Genomic DNA, 17,008 nt, shown 5'->3' with positions numbered 1-17,008 from the left:
CGCCGTAAGCCGGGTTTGCGCACCCTCGCGCCGGGCGTGACCTCCCCGGTAAACTGGGTCCCGCATCGCACCTCATGCGGGAGAGTTCCGTGACGGCCAGCCACGGACGCCGAAGGAGCAATACCTCTCCGTCAACCTCTCAGGCACCCGGACCGCGCGAGACAACGATGCCTCTGGAAAGCGGTGAAGGCCCATTGCGGGTGATCACCCGCCGATGGGGAAAGGCGCAAGCAGGCCAGCGCTGAATCTCTCAGGCGCCCGATGCGGGTAGCGACAGAGGGAGAGGAACACCGTCCTCTGCCCATGTCAGGAGTCCCGAGTGTCCGACTACACGAATCCGCGGTTCGCCGACCGGCACATCGGTCCCGACAGCGACGCGATCGCCACGATGCTCGCCGTCATCGGCGTCGGGTCACTCGACGAGCTGGCCATCAAGGCGGTTCCGACCGACATTCTCGACGCGCTCACCGACTCCGGCGCCGCCCCGGGGCTGCACCAGCTACCGCCACCGGCCACTGAAGCCGAGGCGCTGGCCGAGTTGCGCAAAATGGCCGACGCCAACACCGTCGCGGTGTCGATGATCGGCCAGGGCTACTACGACACGCACACGCCGCCGGTGCTGCTGCGCAACATCATGGAGAACCCGGCCTGGTACACCGCCTACACGCCCTATCAGCCGGAGATCAGCCAGGGCCGGCTGGAGGCGCTGCTGAATTTCCAGACCATGGTCGCCGATCTGACCGGCCTGGAACTGGCCAACGCCTCGATGCTCGACGAAGGCACTGCGGCCGCCGAGGCAATGACGCTGATGCACCGAGCGGCAAAGGGCAACGTCAACCGGTTGGCCGTCGACATCGACCTGTTCGGTCAGACCGCCGCAGTGCTGGCCACCCGTGCCCAACCGTTGGGCATCGAGATCGTCACGGCCGACCTGCGCGACGGCTTGCCCGAAGGTGAGTTCTTCGGAGTGATCGCCCAGTTGCCGGGTGCCAGCGGGCGGATAACCGACTGGACCGCGCTGATCTCCGAGGCGCACGAGCGCGGCGCGCTGGTCGCCGTCGGCGCCGACCTACTGGCCTTGACCCTGATCACCCCGCCCGGCGAGATCGGCGCCGACGTCGCATTCGGCAGCAGTCAACGCTTCGGTGTGCCAATGGGTTTCGGCGGCCCACACGCCGGATATCTGGCCGTGCATGGCAAGCAGGCCCGGCAGCTGCCCGGCCGGCTGGTCGGCGTGTCGAAAGACGCCGACGGAGCGCCGGCCTACCGCTTGGCGCTGCAGACCCGCGAGCAACACATCCGCCGCGACAAGGCGACCAGCAACATCTGCACCGCCCAGGTGCTATTGGCGGTGATGGCCGCGATGTATGCCAGCTACCACGGCGCCGAAGGGCTGACCGGAATCGCCCGCCGCGTACACGGCCACGCCGAGAAGATCGCCGCCGCACTGGGCGATGCGTTGGTGCACGACAAGTACTTCGACACCGTGCTGGCGCGGGTTCCGGGCCGCGCCGACGACGTGGTCGCCGCGGCGAAGGCCAACGGCATCAACGTGTGGCGCGTCGACGACGACCACGTCTCGGTGTCCTGCGACGAAGTCACCACCGATGACCACGTGGCCGCGGTGCTCGAGGCCTTCGGCGTCGAGGCCGCCGAGCCGGTCTGCGCCGGGATCATCACCCGCACCTCGGAGTTTTTGACGCATCCGGCCTTCACCCGGTACCGCACCGAGACGTCGATGATGCGGTATCTGCGCGCACTGGCGGATAAGGATGTGGCCTTGGACCGCAGCATGATTCCGCTGGGTTCCTGCACAATGAAACTCAACGCCGCCGCCGAGATGGAGCCGATCACCTGGCCGGAATTCGCGCGTCTGCATCCGTTCGCCCCGCCCGCCGACACCGCCGGGATCCGTCAACTCATCGACCAATTGGAGACCTGGCTGGTGCAGCTCACCGGCTACGACGCGGCTTCACTGCAACCCAACGCCGGTTCGCAGGGCGAATATGCCGGCCTGTTGGCGATCCACGCCTATCACGCCAGCCGGGGGGAGCCGCACCGCGACATCTGCCTGATTCCATCCAGCGCGCACGGCACGAACGCCGCGTCGGCGGCGCTGGCCGGACTGCGGGTGGCGGTCGTGGCCTGCCGCCCCAACGGTGACCTCGACCTCGACGACCTGCGCGCCAAAGTCAGCGAGCACGCCGAGCGGCTTTCCACGCTGATGATCACCTACCCGTCCACCCACGGGGTGTACGAGCACGACATCGCCGACATCTGCGCGGTTGTGCACGACGCCGGCGGGCAGGTGTACGTCGACGGCGCCAACCTCAATGCCCTGGTGGGGTTGGCGCGGCCCGGCAAGTTCGGTGGCGACGTCAGCCACCTGAACCTGCACAAGACGTTCTGCATCCCGCACGGCGGCGGCGGCCCCGGCGTCGGACCTGTCGTGGCCCGCGCACACTTGGCGCCGTTCCTGCCGGGAGCGTCCGACGGCCGCCCGGTGTCGTCGGCGCCCTATGGGTCGGCCTCGATCTTGCCGATCACCTGGGCCTATATCCGGATGATGGGCGCAGCTGGGCTGCGGGCGGCGTCGCTCACCGCGACCGCCTCGGCCAACTACATCGCCCGCCGGCTCGACGAGTACTACCCAGTGCTCTACACCGGCGAGAACGGCATGGTGGCCCACGAGTGCATCCTTGATCTGCGACCGCTGACCAAGGCCACCGGCGTCACGGTCGACGACGTCGCAAAACGCTTGGCGGACTATGGTTTTCATGCACCTACCATGAGTTTTCCGGTGGCCGGCACGCTGATGGTCGAGCCCACCGAAAGCGAGAGCCTCGCCGAGGTGGATGCATTCTGCGAGGCGATGATTGCCATCCGCGCAGAGATCGACCGGGTCGGCGCGGGGGAGTGGCCGGTGGACGACAACCCGCTGCGCGGCGCACCGCACACCGCCGAATGCCTGCTGGTGGCCGACTGGGATCACCCCTACACCCGCGAAGCGGCCGCCTATCCGCTCGGCAAGGCCTTCCGGCCCAAGGTGTGGCCACCGGTACGCCGCATCGACGGCGCCTACGGCGATCGCAACCTGGTCTGCTCCTGCCCACCGGTGGAGGCGTTCGCATAGAGAGCACAAACCTGGCTCCGCCCCGCGGGAAAACGGTCAGGACCAGCGGTAGCGACGAGAGCTGCGATGCAGGTTTACATGCCAGTAAGACTAATTTCGGCGACTTTGGGTACCACTCCCTAGGATCATCCTCCTCAGGTGGGGAAAGAATGCGGCTCAGGGGGGCCCGGTGCGAACAAGTAGCGGGTCGCGGTGGCCGATGGTGGGCCGCGACGACGCGGTCCGCCAGGCATTAGCGGCACTCGAGACGGACGTAGATCTCCGCGGGGTCGTGCTGGTGGGCGACACCGGTGTCGGCAAATCGACATTGGCTCGCGCCATTGCCGAGGCTGTCAGGTCGCGCGGACGTCCGGTGCGGTTTGCGCTCGGCACCGAAACCGCGAGTGCGGTGCCCTTCGGGACGTTTTATTGGTTGACGTCCCTCGACACGGCACCCGAACCCGCTGTCATGCTGGCGGCCGCCAAAAATAAGCTGGAGCAGGAAGAAAACCTGGTCATTGTCGTCGATGACGCCCAGTTGCTCGATCCGTTGTCGGCGTCGTTGGTGTACCACCTTGCCGCCAGTGGCAGCGTGCGCCTGATCGTGGCAATCCGCTCGGGCAACGCCGTGTCCGACACGGTGACAGCACTGTGGAAAGACGGACTGTTACTTCGGCTAGATATCAACGCGTTCACCGCGGAGCAATCCGAGGAGCTCATCCGCACCGTCCTCGGCGGCGTCATCGAGCCCCGATTGGCTAAAGAGCTACATGACCAGACCGCCGGCAACCCGCTGATGCTGCGCGGTTTGCTGAATTCCGCCCGGGAGAGCGGCGCGCTGGTGTGCACGGAGCATGGCTGGCATTTGCGCGGCGCGCTGCAACCAGACCGCGAGCTCAACGATCTTCTCGAATCTCGCCTGCGGTCCTTGGCCGCTGAAGAATTGGAGGCGGTAGAGGTCGTGGCCGCTGCGGGGGTCCTCAACTGGGAGATCCTGCGCGAAATTTGCGATGCTGACACAGTGGCGCGTCTTGAGCGCCTCGGAGTACTCGAATTGGTTGCCGACCAATCGCACACTGTGGCTCGCTTGGCTCACCCTGTCTTGGGTGAAACGGCGATCCGACGCGCCGGCGTGGTGCGCTTGCGGCAGCTTAACGGGATGCTCGCACAGCATCTCTACAAGCAAATGCGCATACGAGAGCAGCAGTCGAATATGCCCGAGGTGCGCACTCGGATACAGCTGGCCCAGTTCATGATGCGAAGTGACTTGGCCCCCGACCTCGACCTGATCATCGATGCAGCCGCCGGTGCGGTGTCAATGTCAAACGTCGCCTGCGCAGAGGAGCTGGCGAAATTCGCATTCGACCACGGTGGCGGCGTGGCGGCCGCGATTGTGCTGGCTCAGGCGATGAGCTGGAAGGGACTTGGTGACGCCGCCGAGACTGTGCTTGCCGGCGCGGACCCCGACGGCGACGATGAGTGGCTGATCGCGCAGTGGAGATGTCTGCGGGCCGCGAACCTGTTCTTTGATTGCGGACGGGTTGAGCAGGCACGGCACCTACTTGCCGGTGTGCGAGATCGCGTTGATACGCACGCGGTGAACGGTCTCGTGACGGCAATGGAGGGCGTGTTTGCCTGCTTCTCAGGTGATTTCTCGACAGCAATCGACCGAGGGCTGTCATTGGGCGGATCCGATGTGCAACCGTTGACGGCGAAGTTGGTTGCTACGGGGACATCCTGGGTGTCGGCGCTCAGCGGGCGGCCATGCCAAAGTCACCTCATAGCGGATGTGGCGCGCGCAGCTGTGCCCGACCAACTGGGACCACACCGGTTCGTCATGGGGTTGGCTGAGGTCTTGGCGGCGACGGCCGCCGGTGATTATTCAGCGGCTGAGCGGATTTGGGTACGCTATGCTCCGACGGCCGCAGTGGGGCCTGAAGCAGACGCCTTCGTCCACGCGATGCTCGGAGTCGTGCAGCTTGCCCGCGGTGCGCTACCATCCGCCTGTGCTGCCTTCCAGGCCTCGAGATTGGCTATGTCCCAAGGCTTTCCACCTGGGTGGTTGATGCTTGTGTCGGCCTGGCGCGCACAGGCCGAAGGCGCGCGGGGACACAGCGAAGCTGCCGCTGCCGCGCTGCGCAGTTCTGAGGAGGCTTACGGCCCGCAAGTTGCCGTGTTCTTGCCGGAACTCGAGCTTGCCAGGGCCTGGCAGCGGGCATCCGTCGGCGAGGCAACGGCCGCCCAGATACATTCAGTGCGCGCCGCGCAGCTCGCGCAGGAATTCGGGATGACCGCAGTCGAAATGCGTGCGTTGCACACTGCTATTCGGTTCGGCGATTATTCACGCGCTGCACGCGTGGCAGAGCTGAGCGGGACGCTGAACACTCCGCTGGCGGAGGCGGTCGCTGTGCATGCCCGCGGCGTGGCGGACCACGACGGCGACCTGCTCGACGTTGCCGCTGATCGGTTCGCGGGTATCGGTGCGATGGCCCTAGCTGCCGACGCGGCGGCCCAAGCAGCGGGTGAACACGCACGCAACGCTTGCCGCGGTAAGGAAGTAGCGTCGTCGATCCGGGCATACCGGCTGGCCAATCAGGGGGACCTACGAACACCGGCCGTGGCCGCCGCGGCCCGACCGCTACCGATCACCGACCGTGAAAGCGAGATTACGATGCTGGTGGCGGCCGGTTTGTCCAACCGTCAGATCGCAGATCGACTGTGCGTCTCCGTGCGGACAGCGGAGGGACATCTTTATCGCATCTTCGCCAAACTCGGCATCAGCAGCCGCGATCAACTCATCCACTTATTAAGTCTGGATCGGCCACCGGCTTAAGAAGACGACGTCGGCATGTCGCGCTGATTATCACGACCTGAAAATCATCAAATCCCTTGAGCCGTACGGTACTGCGCGTTGCCTGTGCACCACGGCGAGGACAGGCGATTGCTCTACGTGTGTTGAATCCTTACTCAATGCATGTTGCATAACTACGCACCACATGTCGGAGAACTACTCGCAGGATGTCGGAGAACTACTCGCAGGATGTCGGACGACTACCCGACCTGTGCTCACACCAACGGAATTTGTTTACGCCACCACAAGCAGGGTTAAGTTTCGCAATGACGCCCAGGGGAGGGGGCGGGGCGTCGGGGAGGGGGCGGGGCGGCGTGAGTCGACCGATGGCCCGCGTCCGATCGTGCGGGCGCTGCGCCACCTACTGTGAGTTCAACTCTGATGTGGGCTCTGGCGCGGGGGGCTAGTGACATTGGACCGCCACATCGGAGTCTCATCTGCCCAGGAGGCTTTATGGGCTGCCCAGAGATTGGCACCGGAGCTGCCTAATAATATATCCGGCCACCTTGAAATATCCGGTCCGGTAGATCACCTCGTGATGGAGGCAGCATTCCGCCACGTCTGTCGTGAGACCCCGACTTTGTGTGTCAGATTTAGCGAAGATCAAGATGGAGTTCACCAAACCCTATGCGACCCGGAGGCGTGGAGACCGGATTTCTTCGATATCAGCCAAACGGGTAACCCAGAATCCGTAGCTCGTAGTCTGATTTCGGATATGACCAGTCAAGCATTCGACTTAAGTCATGACATCTTGTACCGAGCTGGACTTATCAAACTTGATACTTCACAATACTCTCTCTTTATTGTCGCTCACCGTATTGTATGCGATGGATTCGGTTTACTTATTATCCTCCGCCACATATCAGAGGTGTATACGGCACTGAAGTTGGGCGCGGAACCCACTCGACCGAGGTTTTCGAATCCAGAAATGGTTTCAAGGAGTGATTCGGATTACAGAAGTTCTGAAGATTTCATTACGGATAGGGAATTTTGGGCTAATTACACGCATACCTGGCCCGAGCCGGTAATCATCGCCGAACGCCCGATGTGGCCACCACGCCGGGCGACCCTACATCGAAACTTGGAGCTCGCGGGAGAGGCCGCGACCCGCTTAAAAAGCGCGGCGGATGGTGTCGGCTTGTCTTTGCCTCGCTTTTTGACTGCATCGCTAGTTGGGTGCTTAAGCCGCGCATCCTCCGCGTCGGAGTTTCCGATTCGACTAGCGGTCGCTAACCGTCTCGGCGTCGGATGGAGTACACCGTGCATGCTCTCAAACGCTGTTCCGGTACGGGTCACGGTCGCCCCACATATCGGATTTGTGGATTTTGCAAAATCACTCGAACGAGAGATTGGCCCATTGCTTGTCCATACCCGCTATCATATACCGGAATTTCACTGCGACACGGACCCGTTTAAAAAGCCAGGGAATCCATTCGGGCCTGTTATCAACGTCGTACCATTCTTCAGCAGCCTAGACTTCGCTGGAAGTCACGCAGCGTTTCTGGGAGCGACGTTCGGGGCCTGCGATGATCTCTCAATCTCGGCGTATTACGCGCGGGAAGCCGAGAACGGGGAACCTTGCGATGTTCACATTCAGATTGATGCAAATGGGCTGCTCTACAGCAACTCGGATCTGGACCGCCTCACCGATCAGATGAGGTCTTTTTTGCAGGCTGTTATTGCTGATCCGGAGCAGCGGATCGATCTGATCGAGATCATCGATCCGGCCGAACGGGGTCGCAGCGTTGCCCAGTGGAAACGGCGACGATTTTGGGGAGCCGGATGGAAGTTGATGTCCGGTCACTTCCGTCAACGCGGAAGTGGATCACTCGTGCCGCGAGTCAGATCCAGCTGATTCAACTGGTCCCGTAGCCACCGGGTCAGCCCAGTAAAGTGCTGACCGCGCTGGCCAATTCGGGCGATGCCGAGGTCGCCAGATTGCGATAGCTGCCACCGGACAGTTGGGCGACTGCTTCCCATGTCGACCGGTCCGGGTCGCCGCCGAAGTCGATGACGTTGACCGCAACCGGCTTGGCCGGATCGCTGCTGGCTCGGATGTAGTCCTGCAGACCCGCTCCGTCGAGCGTTTGGTCGGTGTGCGGTCCGGCCGTGATCACCAGCACCGAGTTCGTATGCCCCTCCTGGAAATTCGCCTGCGCCGCCTGGTAGGCCAACCGCAGCGTGGTGAACGACACCGCACCACCGGCCGACGAATATTGCTTGTCGAGCGTCGCCGTCAGCGCCGCCGACCGAGGCTGACCATCCACCGAGTCGCCGAGCGGGCCCGGCGACACTTCGGCGCGGCCTTCCTTGCCGTCGAACGTCCACAAACCGACCACCGAGGCCGGTGGCAGCCCCCGAATCCGGTCATTCAGCGCGGCAACCACATTGGCCAGCCGAGATTTGCCGCCCTCGTCGGTGACCATCGACTGGTCGAGCATGATGAGCGCCGCCGGTCCGTTCGACGGGGTGGTCAGGGCGCCGGCCAGCGTGGCCCGCATCGCGTCGTCACCCACCGACAGCGTCGACGGCAGCGCCGCGAAGCTGGTGATGTCGCTGCTCGGCGATTTGGCGCCCTCGGCGCGAAAACCGGCCTTGGCCAACTCGGTCAGCTGGTCGGGTTTGTGCATGAAGCGGGCGAACGCACTGGCTGCGGCCATCTGCTCCTGCGACAACCACGAACCGCTCAGCAACACCGTCGGATAGTCGGCGACGGCGGCCGGTCCGGGCGGCAGCCACGAACTCAGCACGCTGGCCGCGTCGGGAAGCGACTGCCCACGCTGAAATAGTTGCTGCTCGGTGGTGACCACTGCATGCACCGGCGCCGTCGCCGGATCGCCGGGCTTGAGCAGCGAGTTCATCGCCTCGGTCAGCGAGTTGTCGGCGAGTTTGGGCTGACCGTCGACCAGGGTGCGCACAGCGCCGACGCCCGCGGTGGGCGGCGCGCCGGCCGGCGCGGATGCGGCCGCCACCGCCTCGGCTGCCAGATACGCAGCGTCGCTGTTGCCGCCGATCGGCAGCGCCAGTCGCAATGAGCCCCAAGCCGGCAGTTTCACACCGGCCAGCGCGTCGGGTTTGGTCTGCAGGTCGGGCAGCGTCGACCAGTTCTGGCTGCCCAGCGCATGTTGGAGTTCGGGTCGGACAGCCAGCAGCACCGGCGAGGTGACCAGCGAACGGCTGTCGCTGATGGTTTGCTGCCCGGCGGTGGCCACCAGCCGCGCCGCTGACACCGAGCTGGCCGGAATCCACAGCGCCGGTCGCTCACCGAGGTCGGCCGGCCAGTTTCCGACGAAGCCGTTGACGACGGCATCGGATCCGGCCGGCTTCACGTCGACGGCCACGCAGCGGTCACCGACAGGCGTCGCCGACGCGTTGTACCGGTCGGCCAACTGCCGCACCGGTTCGGCGATCGACGGATCGGCGACGACGGCGACGGTTTGTTTGCCGTCGACGCAGCGCCCGGCGGCGGTGTGTGAGCGGTTGGAGAGCGCGTCACCGAAAAAGCGCCACAGGATGACGGTGGCGACCACCACCACGACCGCGACCAACGCGGCAATTACGCCGATGCTGACCCCGCGCGGCCCGCCGTCGCTGCGATGACGCCGCACCCATTCCCGGGCGCTGTGGCCGCCGCCGGCCGGCGACGCAGATGGCGCCCGCTCTCCGCGTCGCCCGAAATCGGGATAGTCCTCCGAGGACTGGTCGTCGGGGATGCCCTCGCCGTAGTCGGCGAAGCCGGGGTCGTCCACAAACTCGTCGGGATAGTCGTCGGCGTCGGAATGCGCCCCGCTGCCGAAGTAGTCGTCCGATCGGTCCCCGGGCGGCTCACCCGCGGACTCGTCGGGATCCGGAATGCTGTGTCTACCCATCAGCCACTCGAGCGGGCCTTAAACTCGCGACGCCGCCGGTGCAGAATCGGCTCGGTGTAACCGTTGGGCTGCTGCCCACCGGACAGGATCAGCTCCTCGGCAGCCAGGAATGCGATGCTGTCATCGAAGTTAGGCGCCATCGGCAGGTACGCGGAATCGTCGGCGTTCTGCTGGTCCACCATCGGCGCCATCCGCTCCAAGCTGGCCCGCACATCCTCAGCTGTGATCACGCCGTGCCGCAGCCAGTTGGCCAGCAACTGGCTGGAAATACGAAGTGTGGCACGGTCTTCCATCAGCGCGACGTTGTGGATGTCGGGCACCTTCGAGGAGCCGACACCTTGGTCGATCCAGCGCACGACATAGCCGAGGATGGACTGGCAGTTGTTGTCGACCTCTTCGCGGATCTCCTCAGGAGCCCAGGCCAGCTCCTTGGCCAACGGGATCGTCAGCAACTGGTCGATGCTGGTGCGTTGCTCGCCGGCCAGTTCCTTCTGCACCGCCACCACGTCGACCTTGTGGTAGTGCATGGCGTGCAGGGTCGCCGCGGTCGGCGAGGGCACCCAGGCGGTGCTGGCGCCGGCACGCGGCTGGGCGATCTTCTGCTCGACCATGTCGGCCATCAGTTCGGTCATCGTCCACATGCCCTTGCCGATCTGGGCGTGCCCGGCGAATCCGGCGGCCAGGCCGGTGTCGACGTTGTTGTCCTCGTAGCCCAAGATCCACGGCTGGGACTTCATGGTGCCTTTGCGCACCATCGGGCCGGCCTCCATCGAGGTGTGGATCTCGTCACCGGTGCGGTCCAAAAAGCCGGTGTTGATGAACACGATCCGGTCGGCGGCGGCCTTGATGCAGGCTTTCAAATTGAGGGTGGTGCGCCGTTCCTCGTCCATCACACCGACCTTGAGGGTGGCCTGCGGCAGCCCGAGCACATCCTCGACCCGACTGAACAATTCGGCGGTGAAGGCGACCTCGTCGGGGCCATGCATCTTCGGCTTGACGATGTAGGTCGAGCCGGTGCGACTGTTGGGCAGCGGCCCGTTCGCGTCGCCGGTCTTCATTCCGTGCACGGCGCACAGGCCGGTAAACAGCGCGTCTTGAATGCCTTCGAAGATCTCGTTGCCATCGGCGTCAACGATCGCGTCGTTGGTCATCAGATGGCCGACGTTGCGGACGAAGAGCAGGCTGCGGCCGGGCAGGGTGAACTCGCTGCCGTCCGGAGCGGTGTAGGTGCGGTCCTCGTTGAGCACCCGGGTGAAGGTGTCGCCGTCCTTGTTCACCTCGGCGGACAAGTCACCCCTGTTCAGGCCCAACCAGTTGCGGTAGGCGGCGGTTTTGTCGTCTGCGTCGACGGCGGACACCGCGTCTTCGAAGTCGATGATCGTGGTGACGGCTGACTCCAGGACGACATCCTTGACACCGGCGGCGTCGGTCTTGCCGATCGGCGACTCCGGGTCGATCAGGATCTCGACGTGCAGCCCGTTGTTGACCAGCAACACCGATGTCGGCGACTCGGCGTCGCCGGTGTAGCCGGCGAACTGGCCGGGGTCGGCCAGGCCACGATCATGGTCCTCGCCCTGCAGACTGACCAGCAGCCGGCCGTCGTCGACCTTGAACGCGGTGGCGTCGGCATACGAGCCGGATGACAGCGGCACCGCGTCGTCGAGGAACTTGCGGGCAAACGCGATCACCTTGTCACCGCGCACTTTGTTGTAACTGGTGCCCTGTTCGGCGCCATCGGACTCCGGGATGACGTCGGTGCCGTAGAGCGCGTCGTAGAGCGAACCCCACCGGGCGTTGGCGGCGTTCAGCGCAAAGCGCGCGTTGGTCACCGGCACCACCAACTGCGGCCCCGCGGTGGTGGTGATCTCGGGATCGACATCCGCAGTCGTAATCCTGAAATCGTCCGGTTCGGGCAGCAGGTAGCCGATGTCGGTGAGGAACTGGCGATACGCCTCGGCGTCGTGCGGCTCGATGACACGATGACGGTGCCATTTGTCGATCTGGGCCTGCAGGTCGTCCCGGCGCGCCAGCAGCTCCCGGTTCTGCGGGGTCAGGTCCGCGACCACCTTGTCGACGCCGGTCCAGAAGCTGTCCGGGTCGATGTCGGTGCCGGGCAAAGCCTCGGTGTTGATGAAGTCGTACAGCACCCGGGCGACGCGCAGGTTCCCCACCGGCACGCGATCTGTCATCATTCTCCTCCGCACTGGCTAAATTAAATTCGTGCTCAGCCTACCGGCCTGCACCCTGGTTACCGACACCCGGCGACTCGCAGCAGCAGGTCACACCGCCCCAGCAGCGCGGACCGCAGCGGCGCGGCGCGTTGCGCAATGGCGCTCTGGCAACGCACATACTCGGCACGGCCGGCGGGCTGCTCGACGGCGATAGGTGCGTACCCGTAACTGTGCAAGTCATACGGGCTGGCCCGCATATCGACTTCGCGAGCGGCAGCGGCCAGTTCCAGGCAGTCCAGCAGCAGCTCGGAGTCGATCAGCGGGCTCAGCTTGTAGCTCCATTTATACAAATCCATGTTCGCGTGGAGGCAACCGGGCTGCTCCCAGTCCTGCTGCGTCGCGCGGCTGGGCGCCCCGGCGTTTCGCGGCGCCGCGTCGCTGGTGAAGAAGCGGAACGCGTCGAAATGACTGCAGCGCAGCGGCCCGGCGATCTCGGAATCGACAACGGCGTCGGTGCCCTCGGCGCCCAGCCGCAGCGGCACCCGGTCATGGCGGACGGCGCCGCTGCGGTAGACCATCGCCCATTCGTGCAGCCCGAAGCAGTTCAGCCGGGCCGGCCGCTGCGCGGTCGCCCGCAGCAGCCGCGCCACAAACCCAAGCGTGTCCAAACGGCTGCGCAGATGGGCGTCGCTGACCGTGACACCGTCGGTGCCGACGGTGTAGCCGCGCCGGCCGCGGTAGTGGCGAATCGCGTCTCCGCCGGCCAGCACCACGCCGTAGCCGGGATGCCAGCACCGCAGTTGTCTGGGCCGCAAGTTGTAGTAGCTGAACAAGAAGTCCCACACCGGATGCGGCTCGCCAACGCGGTGGGAGCCCAGGAAACCCTCGACGCGGTCGCCATAGGCGTCCGCGCGTACCCGCCACTGCTGGGGATCGAGGACCTCAGACACGATGTGTCCCGTCGCGCACGGTGCCGACCAGATCCTCGACCAGATCCTCCAGCGCCACCATCGCCGCCACGGCGCCGTCCTCTGCGGTGGCCAGCGCGAGGTGGCTGTTGCTGCGGCGCATTCGCGACAGCGCCTCGGGCAGCGGCATCGACGCGGGAAACTCCGGCAGCGGGCGCACTACCGCCAGGTCGATCACCGCCCGCGGATCGTCGCCGAGCGACAGCAGGTCTTTGATGTGCAGGTAGCCGATGAAGCCGCCGTCCACATCGGCGACCGGAAACCGGGAGTACCCGGTGTCGGCCAGCGCTTGTTCGACCGCCTGAATCGTTGGCCCGCAACCTTTCTCGGCGACCGGCACCGCGCGGATGGCGGCGACGGGCACCGCGACGTCGGCGACGACGCGGGTACGAATCTGCAGCGCCCGGGTCAGCCGGGTGTGCTCTTCGCGGTCCAGCAGACCTTCCGACACCGATTCGGCGATCATCTCGCTCAGCTCGACGGTGGACACTGTGACGTCGAGTTCGTCGCGCAGCGGCACTCGCAGCATCCGCAGAATCACGCCGGCGCACCAGTTGTACAACGCGATGAATGGCCGCGCGGCCCGCACGTACACCAGATAGGGCGGGATCAGCAGCATCGCTGCCCGTTCCGGCCCTGCGATCGCGATGTTTTTCGGCACCATCTCGCCGAGCAGCACGTGCAGCGTCACCACGATCCCCAGCGCGACCACGAACGACACGGTGTGCAACACCGCATGCGAGATGCCCAGCAAGTCCAACGGTGTCCGCAGCAGGTCGGCGACGGCCGGCTCGCCGATTCGGCCGAGCAGGATCGATGACACGGTGATGCCCAGCTGGGCGCCGGCGAACATCAGCGGCAGCCGCTCGCCGGCCCGGATCACGGTGACGGCGCTGGACCTGCCCTGCTCGGCCAACGCTTCGAGCCGGTCGCGGCGCGCTGAGATGAGCGAAAACTCGGCGCCCACGAAGAACGCATTGGCACCGATCAGAAACAGGGTCGCCAGTACCCACAGGAGATCAGCCATCGGTGCCCTCGCCCGGGGTCTGCTCGCTGCGACCGGCCAACTCGGTCAACTCCAGCACGTCGATGCGGCGGCCGTCCATGCCCACCACTCGGGCCTGCCAGCGGGTCGACCCTCGCGACAGGCCGTCGGGTTCGAACGCGGCCAGTTCGACCGCTTCGCCGGCAACCGGAATGTGGCCGAGTTCCTGGAGTACCAGGCCGCCGATCGTCTCGTATTCACCTTCCGGGGCGCGGTATCCCGTCGCGCTGGCCACCTCGTCGATGCGCAGCAGCCCGGACACGCGCCACCCGTTACCGGCGGCCACCACGTGCGGGGTGGCGTCGTCGTGTTCATCGCGCACGTCACCGACGATCTCCTCGATCAGGTCTTCAACGGTGACCATGCCCGCGGTGCCACCGTATTCGTCGACGACCAGCGCGGTCTGCAGCCCGTTGGCGCGGATCTGGGCCATCACCGCGTCGCCGTCCAGCGTCGACGGCACCACGGCAACCGGCTGGGTGACAGCGGTGAGCAGGGTGTTCGCCCGTTCGGCGGAGGGCACCTCGAAGACCTGCTTGACGTGCACGATACCGACGGTCTCGTCGAGGTCGCCGTCGACGATCGGGAATCGGGAGAATCCTGTTTCGGTGGCGGTAGCGACCAGGTCGGCCACGGTGTCGTCCTTTTGCAGCGCAACGATTTTCGACCGCGGGGTCATCAACTCCTCGGCGGTGAGCGTGCCGAATTGCAGCGATCGATGCACCAGCGCGGCAGTGGCCGGGTCCAGTGAGCCGCTGCGCGCCGAGGTGCGGACCAGCGACACCAGTTCGGCCGGTGAGCGTGCCGAGCGCAATTCCTGGGCCGGCTCGATGCCCAGCTGGCGCAGGATCCAGTTCGCCGTGCCGTTGGTCAGCCGGATGGCCAGCGTGAACACCAGCGAGAACAGCAGCTGCAGGCCGGCGACGGCGCGCGCGGTGGCCAGCGGGCGCGCTATCGCGAGGTACTTGGGCACCAACTCGCCGAACACCATCGACAGCGACGTCACGATCACCAACGAAACGAACACGGTGATTCCGTGGGCGATCCGATCCGGCACCCCGAGGGCATCCATCGCGGGATGCGGCAATTCCGCCACCAGCGGTTCGGTCAGGTAACCGGTGACCAGCGTGGTGATCGAGATGCCCAGCTGGGCACCGGACAGCTGGAATGACAACGTGTGGTGGGCGCGCTGCACGTAGCGGTCGCGGCGGGTCCCCTTGCGCGCGTGGGCCTCCACCGTGCTGCGCTCGAGTGTGGTCAACGAGAACTCGGCGGCCACGAACAGCGCGGTGCCTGCGGTGAGGACCACGATGGCCAGCAGGCTGAGCAGGGTGACGACGAGATGATTCATCGGAGGTGCTGCCGTCGCGGGGCGCCGGGCGCGGTGCCCGGCCGGCTAGAAACGGGCTCTTCGGAGTCGGCACACGACGGCTCGGCCCGGAAGCCAGCGGCCTCGACGGGTGCCTGCGGCACGTCGTACCTTTCCCTCGATGTAGCTGCGTGTTTGAAGTTCACATGGTAGCGAAAGTGGTAATCACTTTCGGTCACCAGCCGAACGGCAGCGGATGGCCCTCGGCGAATCCTGCCGCCGACTGCACCCCGACGACCGCACGTTCGTGCAACTGGGCCAGCGTCGACGCGCCGACGTAGGTGCATGTGCTGCGCACCCCGGAGGTGATGTGGTCGATGAGATCCTCGACGCCGCCGCGGTCGGGGTCCAGTCCCATGCGCGACGTCGATATCCCTTCCTCGAACAGCGCCTTGCGGGCCCGCTCGAAGGCGGTGTCGGCGGCGCTCCGGGCGACCACCGCCCGCTTGGAAGCCATTCCGTAACTCTCCTTGAAGGGCTGGTCGTCGCGGTCACGCATCAGGTCGCCGGGGGATTCGTAGGTGCCGGCAAACCAGGATCCGATCATCACGTTCGATGCACCGGCCGCCAGCGCCAGCGCCACGTCCCGGGGGTGCCGCACCCCGCCGTCGGCCCACACATGACCTCCGAGTTGTCTTGCCGCCGAAGCACATTCGAACACAGCGGAGAATTGGGGGCGGCCGACGCCGGTCATCATCCGCGTGGTGCACATGGCGCCCGGGCCCACCCCGACCTTGACGATGGCCGCGCCCGCGCTGAGCAGATCCCGGGTGCCCTCAGCCGACACCACGTTGCCGGCGACCAGCGGCACGCCCAGTTCCAGCGACGACAGCGCCTTGATGGCGTCCAAGGCCTTGAGCTGATGGCCGTGCGCGGTGTCGATGACCAACAGGTCCACACCGGCCTCGGCGAGCGCTTGCGCCTTGGTGGCCACGTCGCCGGTGATGCCCACCGCTGCGCCGATGCGCAGCCGGTTCGCAGCGTCGGTGGCCGGCGTGTAGATACCGGCCCTGATCGCGCCGGTGCGGGTCAAGACACCGGCCAGCGTGCCGTCCGCGGCGGTCAGCACCGCGACGCCGACCGGGGCGTGCTCGAGCAGATCGAAGACCTTGCGGGAGTCGGTGCCTACCGGGGCGCTGACGAAGTCGGTGGTGACGACGTCGCGCACCCGGGTGAACCGATCCACGCCCTCGCAGGAGGATTCGGTGACCAGGCCGATCGGGCGGCCCTCGAAGACGACCACCGCCGCGCCGTGAGCCCGCTTGTGGATCAGTGCGGTCGCGTCGGACACCGAATCGTCGGGCGCCAGCATCACCGGGGTGTCGACAATCAAGTCGCGGCTTTTGACGAACGCGACCGTCTGTTGCACGGCGGTGATCGGAAGGTCCTGAGGCAGCACCACAATTCCGCCGCGGCGGGCCACCGTTTCGGCCATCCGCCGCCCGGCCACCGCTGTCATGTTGGCCACCACGACCGGGATCGTGGTACCCGAGCCGTCGTCGGTGGACAGATCGACGTCGAACCGCGACGCCACGTCCGAACGGTTCGGCACGATGAAGACGTCGTCGTAGGTCAGGTCATATGCGGGCCGGTGCCCGTCCAGAAACCTCATCGGTGTTGCTG

9 protein-coding genes and 2 riboswitches are annotated in these 17,008 nt (G+C 65.7%); of the genes, 3 read left to right on the top strand and 6 right to left on the bottom strand.

Annotated features, from left to right (window positions below; genetic code table 11):
- Positions 1-67: 67 nt before the first annotated feature.
- Positions 68-165, top strand: a riboswitch (glycine riboswitch).
- A riboswitch (glycine riboswitch) is annotated at positions 166-287 on the top strand.
- Between the two features lie 32 nt (positions 288-319).
- The 3 genes from gcvP (at position 320) to AC5Y42_RS17085 (ending at position 7,818) form a co-directional block, all read left to right on the top strand.
- Positions 320-3,133: an aminomethyl-transferring glycine dehydrogenase gene (gene gcvP, locus AC5Y42_RS17095; protein WP_499899775.1), complete on the top strand. Its 2,814-nt coding sequence runs from the start codon at positions 320-322 to the stop codon at positions 3,131-3,133.
- Positions 3,134-3,332: 199 nt separating this feature from the next.
- Positions 3,333-5,945, top strand: coding sequence for a LuxR C-terminal-related transcriptional regulator (locus tag AC5Y42_RS17090; RefSeq protein WP_499899785.1), 2,613 nt, complete (start codon positions 3,333-3,335; stop codon positions 5,943-5,945).
- A gap of 424 nt (positions 5,946-6,369) precedes the next feature.
- Positions 6,370-7,818, top strand: a complete 1,449-nt coding sequence (locus AC5Y42_RS17085; RefSeq protein WP_499899774.1) for a condensation domain-containing protein — start codon at positions 6,370-6,372, stop codon at positions 7,816-7,818.
- 25 nt (positions 7,819-7,843) lie between these two features.
- On the opposite strand, the gene AC5Y42_RS17080 is transcribed toward AC5Y42_RS17085, so the two are convergent.
- From AC5Y42_RS17080 to AC5Y42_RS17055, 6 genes are all read right to left on the bottom strand, one after another.
- A complete protein-coding gene (locus tag AC5Y42_RS17080; protein ID WP_499899773.1) occupies positions 7,844-9,832 on the bottom strand; it encodes a substrate-binding domain-containing protein in 1,989 nt (662 codons plus the stop codon).
- Positions 9,832-12,021, bottom strand: coding sequence for a malate synthase G (locus AC5Y42_RS17075; RefSeq protein ID WP_499899772.1), 2,190 nt, complete (start codon positions 12,019-12,021; stop codon positions 9,832-9,834). Before AC5Y42_RS17075 ends, AC5Y42_RS17080 begins: the two co-directional genes overlap by 1 nt.
- A gap of 59 nt (positions 12,022-12,080) precedes the next feature.
- Positions 12,081-12,953, bottom strand: a complete 873-nt coding sequence (locus AC5Y42_RS17070; protein ID WP_499899771.1) for a 3-methyladenine DNA glycosylase — start codon at positions 12,951-12,953, stop codon at positions 12,081-12,083.
- Positions 12,946-13,998, bottom strand: a complete 1,053-nt coding sequence (locus AC5Y42_RS17065) for a hemolysin family protein (RefSeq protein WP_499899770.1) — start codon at positions 13,996-13,998, stop codon at positions 12,946-12,948. Before AC5Y42_RS17065 ends, AC5Y42_RS17070 begins: the two co-directional genes overlap by 8 nt.
- The gene (locus tag AC5Y42_RS17060; RefSeq protein WP_499899769.1) at positions 13,991-15,367 is read right to left on the bottom strand and encodes a hemolysin family protein; all 1,377 of its coding nucleotides are present in this window, start codon (positions 15,365-15,367) and stop codon (positions 13,991-13,993) included. The genes AC5Y42_RS17065 and AC5Y42_RS17060 overlap by 8 nt, the downstream gene beginning before the upstream one ends.
- Positions 15,368-15,560: 193 nt before the next feature.
- Positions 15,561-16,997: a GuaB1 family IMP dehydrogenase-related protein gene (locus AC5Y42_RS17055; RefSeq protein WP_499899768.1), complete on the bottom strand. Its 1,437-nt coding sequence runs from the start codon at positions 16,995-16,997 to the stop codon at positions 15,561-15,563.
- Positions 16,998-17,008 lie beyond the last annotated feature (11 nt).

This window comes from Mycobacterium sp. NGS48 (assembly GCF_059812585.1).
The sequence above is the reverse complement of the archived record's forward strand: the minus strand, read 5'-3'. Positions and strand labels throughout refer to the sequence as shown.